The 5,465-nt window shown below is 69.0% G+C and carries 7 protein-coding genes; 3 read left to right on the top strand and 4 right to left on the bottom strand.

Annotated elements, in window-relative coordinates:
- Positions 1 to 52 precede the first annotated feature (52 nt).
- The 4 genes from ACOJSN_RS20360 to ACOJSN_RS20375 form a co-directional block, all read right to left on the bottom strand.
- Entirely contained in the window at positions 53 to 1,390 is a 1,338-nt protein-coding gene (locus ACOJSN_RS20360; RefSeq protein WP_420114306.1) for an ABC transporter substrate-binding protein, read from the bottom strand.
- A gap of 150 nt (positions 1,391 to 1,540) precedes the next feature.
- The gene (locus tag ACOJSN_RS20365) at positions 1,541 to 2,524 is read right to left on the bottom strand and encodes a nucleoside hydrolase (RefSeq protein ID WP_420114307.1); all 984 of its coding nucleotides are present in this window, start codon (positions 2,522 to 2,524) and stop codon (positions 1,541 to 1,543) included.
- 238 nt (positions 2,525 to 2,762) lie between these two features.
- Positions 2,763 to 3,059 carry a hypothetical protein gene (locus ACOJSN_RS20370; RefSeq protein ID WP_420114308.1) on the bottom strand — a complete coding sequence of 99 codons (297 nt, stop codon included), beginning with the start codon at positions 3,057 to 3,059 and terminating at the stop codon, positions 2,763 to 2,765.
- Between the two features lie 73 nt (positions 3,060 to 3,132).
- Positions 3,133 to 3,486: a hypothetical protein gene (locus ACOJSN_RS20375; protein WP_420114309.1), complete on the bottom strand. Its 354-nt coding sequence runs from the start codon at positions 3,484 to 3,486 to the stop codon at positions 3,133 to 3,135.
- Between the two features lie 131 nt (positions 3,487 to 3,617).
- Between ACOJSN_RS20375 and ACOJSN_RS20380 the strand changes: the two genes are divergently transcribed.
- The 3 genes from ACOJSN_RS20380 to ACOJSN_RS20390 form a co-directional block, all read left to right on the top strand.
- Positions 3,618 to 4,478, top strand: coding sequence for an FHA domain-containing protein (locus ACOJSN_RS20380; RefSeq protein ID WP_420114310.1), 861 nt, complete (start codon positions 3,618 to 3,620; stop codon positions 4,476 to 4,478).
- Positions 4,478 to 4,984, top strand: coding sequence for an OCRE domain-containing protein (locus ACOJSN_RS20385; protein WP_420114311.1), 507 nt, complete (start codon positions 4,478 to 4,480; stop codon positions 4,982 to 4,984). The genes ACOJSN_RS20380 and ACOJSN_RS20385 overlap by 1 nt, the downstream gene beginning before the upstream one ends.
- Positions 4,981 to 5,465, top strand: a 485-nt coding sequence (locus tag ACOJSN_RS20390; protein ID WP_420114312.1) for an EsaB/YukD family protein, incomplete at its 3' end; no start/stop codon positions are given. The genes ACOJSN_RS20385 and ACOJSN_RS20390, both read left to right, overlap by 4 nt.

The following is a 5,465-nucleotide window of genomic DNA, read 5'->3' on the forward strand; positions in this document are numbered from 1 at the left end:
GGCGGCGGGGGGGCGCGCGCCCCCCCCCCCCCCCCCCCCCCGCGACTCCGCCTCAGCCGTCGGCGGCGATGGCCGCTTCCAGCTCGGCGGCGTAGTCCTGGGGCGAGATTCCGCCGTCGAGCAGCGGGCCGGCGTTGTTGCCCGCGGCGTCTCCGAAGCGCGCACCGAACGGCGCCTCGAACCAGATCACGGCGCCGGTGGCGCCCTCCATCTGTGCCACCACCTCGCTGACCAGCTCCGGAGTGTCGACCTCCGTGTTCTGCACGAACCCGGAGATTGCGCCCTGGTTCTCCATCAGGCTGCTGCCGTAGTTCTCGGAGATGCAGACCAGCCAGTCTCCGACCTTGTCGTTGTACAGGCTGGCATTGAGCGCCGTGACCGTGCCGGTGTTCGCCGGGTAGTCCGCGATGCTGCCGGCGCCGCCCTCGACCTCGGGGAACGGGAAGAAGCCGAACGCCTCGGGGCCGAGCGGGTTCTGCCCCTCGTCGTACATCGTGGAGAGCGTGGACGAGAGGTTGTAGACCATCGCGACATTGCCTGCGTAGAACTGCGCGTTCACGGTGTCGATGTCACGCGAGGTGACACCTGCACCGAAGTAGCCGGCCTCGCCCAGCGAAGCGACCTCCTCGATGGCCTCCAGGTACTCGGGATCGCTGAAGGAGGCGTTGCCATCGACCACCTGCTGCAGCGCATCCGGCCCCTGCGAGCGCGCCAGGTAGGTGCTCAGGTAGCGCGTGATCATCCAGCCCTGGGTGCCGGCGGCGCTCAGCGGTTGCACGCCTGCGGAGTCGAGCGTGGCAGCTGCCTGCTTGAAGTCGTCCCAGGTGGCCGGCACCTCGATGCCGTGCTCCGCGAAGATCTCCTTGTTGTACCAGAAGCCCTCGACGTTGTACTGGAACGGGATCGAGACCATCGAGCCGTAGATCGTCTTCACGGTCTCTGCGGCCGCAGGCAGCACGTTGTCCATGATGCCGAGGTCGTTGAAGGTGCTCTCCAGGTCCAGCAGCGCACCGGACTCGTACATGTCGCCGCCTACCTTCGACTCCGTGGTCGGCGAGATGAACATGACCGGCAGCGCATCCTGGCTGGCGAGCAGCGGCACCCGGTTGTTGACTTCCGCCTGGGCGACCGTCTCGATAGTGAGCGGGAGCGCCTCGTTCTGGTCGGCGCAGGCGCCCTCCGCGAGGCGGGTGAGCTCGGTGCCGATCTGCGGGTTCTCGGTGATGGTCAGGAAGCTGAACTCGGTGGCGCCGCCCTCGGCGTCGTCACCACCGGTCGGGTCGTCCGAGCCACCGGCGGGGCCGCAGGCGGTGACGATGAGAGCGAGCGCGGCGGCTCCCGCAACTGCGGGTGCCAGCCGCCTGCGCATGAGGCGGGTCGTGCGGGGCATATGAGTCCTCCTTGACAGGCAACTTGAATCGTTGCAAGCCGGATCGTAGGCACCGCACTCTCACGCCGTCAAGTCTGTGCGCCGCTGAATGAATATGCGTTACCGGATCGTTGTCTCCGCCGGTGCGGCCGCGCTGAAAGGGTCTGCGCGTCAGGAGGCGGCGGCGAAGGCCCGAATCTTCGCGAACATGTCCTCGAAGAGATAGCGCATGTCGAACGTCTCGACGACCTCGACCGTGCGACCCGGAGCCCCCGGAGCGAGCGAGCCGTCGTCAGCGAACCTCGGCGCGGGCCGGCGGCGGATCGCCCCACCGGTCGGGTTCAGCGCGAGTCCCACGGCGGGCGAGTCGCCGAGCGAGCGGCGCTCGATCGCCGAGCGGTTCCAGCGCGCGTTCCACTCGACCATCTGGCGCAGCAGGTAGGCGCCGAGCTCCCCCGCGCCGCCGATCTTCTCCTCCAGCTCGGCGTATCCGACCGAGCACATGCGATACGTCGACGAGGGGACCTGGATCACACGCACGCCCGACCCGAGCACCACGTTCGCTGCCGCGATGTCGTTGGCGAGGTTGAACTCGATGCCCGCGTCGCCTCCGGTCGCGCCGAGGATGCCGTCGTAGGGCGGGCCGCCGATCCAGATCACCGTGAGGTCGCGCTCGACCAGGCGCGGTTCGAGCAGCAGCGCCGAGGCGACCGTGCTGAGCGGCCCCAGCACCAGCACGCTCAGCGGAGAGTCGTCGCCCATCGCCTCGTCGATGAGCAGTCGGGCACCCTCGCACTCGACCGGGGTCTGCTCGTCCGGGATCCAGGTCTCCGCACCGTTGACCGCGCGCGTGGTGGTGTCCTGTACCAGCGCGAGCAACCGGTCGATCTCGGCGCGCGAGTCGGCCAGGCTCGTGGCACTGCGACGCAGACCGAAGTGGGCGGCCACCACGCCGCGCACGTCGAGCGTGGGCGAGAGCAGCGCGTGGACGATCGCGAACTGGTCGTCACACTCGTTCGCCGCGTCGGTGTCCACGATCACCCGGTGGCGCGGCGGCGGTGAGGAGTTCGGCTCGTCCCGCGCGGTAGGCGGGTTGAGACTGGACGTCTGGCGGGCGCGGGCAAGGGCGTCGAGGACATCGCGTTGTGTGGTCATACCGACTCAGCGTACGCCTACCCGGCATTGATTCGATATGCAGAGACCCGCGCCGCTGCGGTCGTCTCGGGATTTCGTCAACCCGCTGCTCGCGAAGGTCGCCTCGAGCGCTGATCTCGGCGTCGGCGTCCGTGAGGGGCACTCAGAGCCAGGAACGGCGCCGCCCGCCCTCGAAAGTGGAGCAGACGGCGCCGTCGGTCACGCACTCAGGTGCGTGAGGTCGTGCCGTGGTTCGAGCTCAGGCGCCCGGCACGTAGCTGGCCGCCGTGCTGAGGGCGCGACGCGCGACGTCATCGTTGTCGGAGAGCGAGGTCTGCAGCGCCTTGATGATCAGGCGAATCTCGGAACCTGCGGCGTTCCATTCCCGCTCGACGCCCGCGTACTGGTCGGAGACGCCATCGGCCTGATAGGCCGACATCGCCTGCTTCACGTCCGTGTCGCGCCGCGTCAGTGCCGTCTCGAGAAGCCCCGCGATGCGGTTGAAGTTCGCCTGTGCGGTCTCGGACGACGCAATGTTGTAGTCGTTGCGGTCCATGATGTTGCCACCGCCGCCACCACCTGCTGTAGCCATGTTCGTGTCTTCCCTTCAGTCTGTTCGGTCGTGAGGTTCAGGCCCGTGTGGCCGAGAATCGTGAGGTGTCGGCGGCCTCGAAGGAGGCGCTGCCCTCAGCGCTCGTGTGCAGGGCCTCGCCATCCTGGGCGGCGGTCGTGAACGTGGTGTGCTGACCGGCGATCGAGCCGGTGAGCGAGACGAGCGAGTTGTTCAGCGTCGTCGAGATGTCGTCCACGCGCGTCTTGAACCTGTTGAACGCAGCCTTGCCGGGACCGTTGAACGTGCCCTCCAGCGACTCCGCGGCGTCGTACAGGTCACGGACCAGCTGCCCGAGGTCCTCCGACTCTGTGACCGTCTTCTTACCGAGGACCGACAGCACGTCGGCTTCCATCGAGAACTTCGTGTTCATGCGTTGTCCCTCCCAGGCGCATTGGCTCGTGCTGTCGAGACTAGGACACCTGGGTGTGCGCTACCAGGGGAGACCTCCCCATCTGTGGATACAGGACATGATGGTGAGCGTCCGGAGGCGCTAACGTCGCCATGTCCCGCCGAAATTGGAGCGTCCGCGTCGTGCACGCCTACCGCCAGCTCACCGAGCCGCCCGGCCCCAGCCGAGCCGCGCTCGCTGATCGGCGACCGCTCCCGGTCGACCTGGTCTTCGCCGGTGCCCGCCCGGCTTCTCGCCTCTGGATGGCGCTCGACGGCGCGGCGATCGTCGTGCTCGCCGGCGCCGGCTATGCGGTGGGTTCGGTTCTGGATGTCGCGCCGGTGGCGCTCGCGGTCGCCGCCGGCTTGGTGGTGCTCGCCGTGGTGCTGCTCGACCTGCTTCGCACCGGCCGCACGATCGGGCACCGGGCGCTGGGGACGCGCACCGTGGATGCTGCCACCGGCCTGCCGGCCGGCGCCCTCGGGCTCGGCAGCACCCGCACGGTCGACGTACGAGGCGGCCACGACCCGGTCCGGATCATGCCGCGCTCCGGCGAGTTGGCTCCGAACCAGGGCGAGCAGTGGCGGTTCACGGCCTCTCGCGCTCTGAACGCTCCCATCATCCTCACGCTCGACAACGGCATGGCGTTCAGCCTGGTCGGGCCCACGGTGATCGGCCGCAACCCGTCGCAGATCGAGGGGTCCTCGCATCTGCTGCAGCTGCCCGATCTCACCCGCACGGTGTCCAAGAGTCACGCGCTGCTGGAACCACAGGGCGGCATGCTGTGGGTGACGGACCTCGGCTCGATGAACGGGACCGCCGTGGCGGAGGAGGGCGGCGACCTCGAACCGCTGGAGCCGCACGTCCGCACCGTGGTGCGGCTGGGCGCCACGCTCGAGTTCGGCGATCGCCTTGCCCAGATCGGGCCTACCTCCCGTCCACAGCCGCAGGAGACCTCAGGAGGCGCGCGCTGATGCAGCAGGACAAGATCATCATCCAGACCACGAAGACGCACCGGTCGCGTCTGTCGTCGGCACTCTCGTTCGGGGCCCTGGGCCGCCGCCGCCCTGTCAACACCAACATGAAGCGGCTGATCGGCTCCGTGGTGCTCGCCGCCGTCGCCGGTGTGGGCTGCATCGGCTACGGGTTCGTGATGGATCTGCTGCTCCGCCAGCGGGAGGAGGCCGCGATCGAGTCCTTCCAGCAGGTGCTCGCGAGCAACCCGCTGCCCGAGACCGAGACCCGCACCCTCGACGAGGACACGGGGTTCCTCGTCGACTCCGAGACGGGCGAGTGGATCGACCCGCGCACCGGCTACATCGTCGACCCGGAGACGATGCTCGCCACCGACCCCAACGGGGAGATCGTCGACCCGCGCATGGGCTGGTACTACGACCCCGACACCGGCTACTACACCGACCCGAAGACCGGCGTCGTCATCGACCCGGTCACTCTCGAGCCCGTGAGGGGGGAACAGTGACCGACTACACCCGGGTCACGATCCAGGGCGAGGGCCGCAAGGCGGACCTCGTGCTGCCGGACGACGAACCGATCGCCGCCGTGCTGCCCGAGGTGCTCTCGCTCCTGGACGAGACCACCGAGCGGTCCTCCCGGCCCGTGGTGCTGATGACCACCGTGGGAGAGCAGCTCTCCCCCGCGCTCACACTCGCCGAGCAGGAGGTCGAGCACGGCACGATCCTGCGGCTGGTCCGCGTGGACGAGGCTCCCCCGCCCCCGGAAGTTGCCGACGTCACGGACCTCATGGGTGCGGCGGTCGAGACCCGGTCCGATGCGTGGCGGCCGGCCTGGGGTGTGGGTGCCGCCGCGGCGATCGCGGCGATCATCGGCTTCCTCGGCGGGCCGGCGGCCATCCTCAACGGATTCACCGCCGGTCAGGTCGGACTCGGCTTCGTGGTGCTGCTCGCGCTTGCTGTGTTCGGTGCCCGACGGCGGCACACCGG

The sequence above is a fragment of the Pseudactinotalea sp. genome (assembly GCF_048594945.1).
Taxonomy (GTDB): Bacteria; Actinomycetota; Actinomycetes; order Actinomycetales; family Beutenbergiaceae; genus Pseudactinotalea.

Coding starts and splice junctions, on each gene's coding strand:
- ACOJSN_RS20360 (WP_420114306.1), bottom strand. CDS start 1,390: ATGCCCCGCACGACCCGCCTCATGCGCAGGCGGCTGGCACCCGCAGTT.
- ACOJSN_RS20365 (WP_420114307.1), bottom strand. CDS start 2,524: ATGACCACACAACGCGATGTCCTCGACGCCCTTGCCCGCGCCCGCCAG.
- ACOJSN_RS20370 (WP_420114308.1), bottom strand. CDS start 3,059: ATGGACCGCAACGACTACAACATTGCGTCGTCCGAGACCGCACAGGCG.
- ACOJSN_RS20375 (WP_420114309.1), bottom strand. CDS start 3,486: ATGAACACGAAGTTCTCGATGGAAGCCGACGTGCTGTCGGTCCTCGGT.
- ACOJSN_RS20380 (WP_420114310.1), top strand. CDS start 3,618: ATGTCCCGCCGAAATTGGAGCGTCCGCGTCGTGCACGCCTACCGCCAG.
- ACOJSN_RS20385 (WP_420114311.1), top strand. CDS start 4,478: ATGCAGCAGGACAAGATCATCATCCAGACCACGAAGACGCACCGGTCG.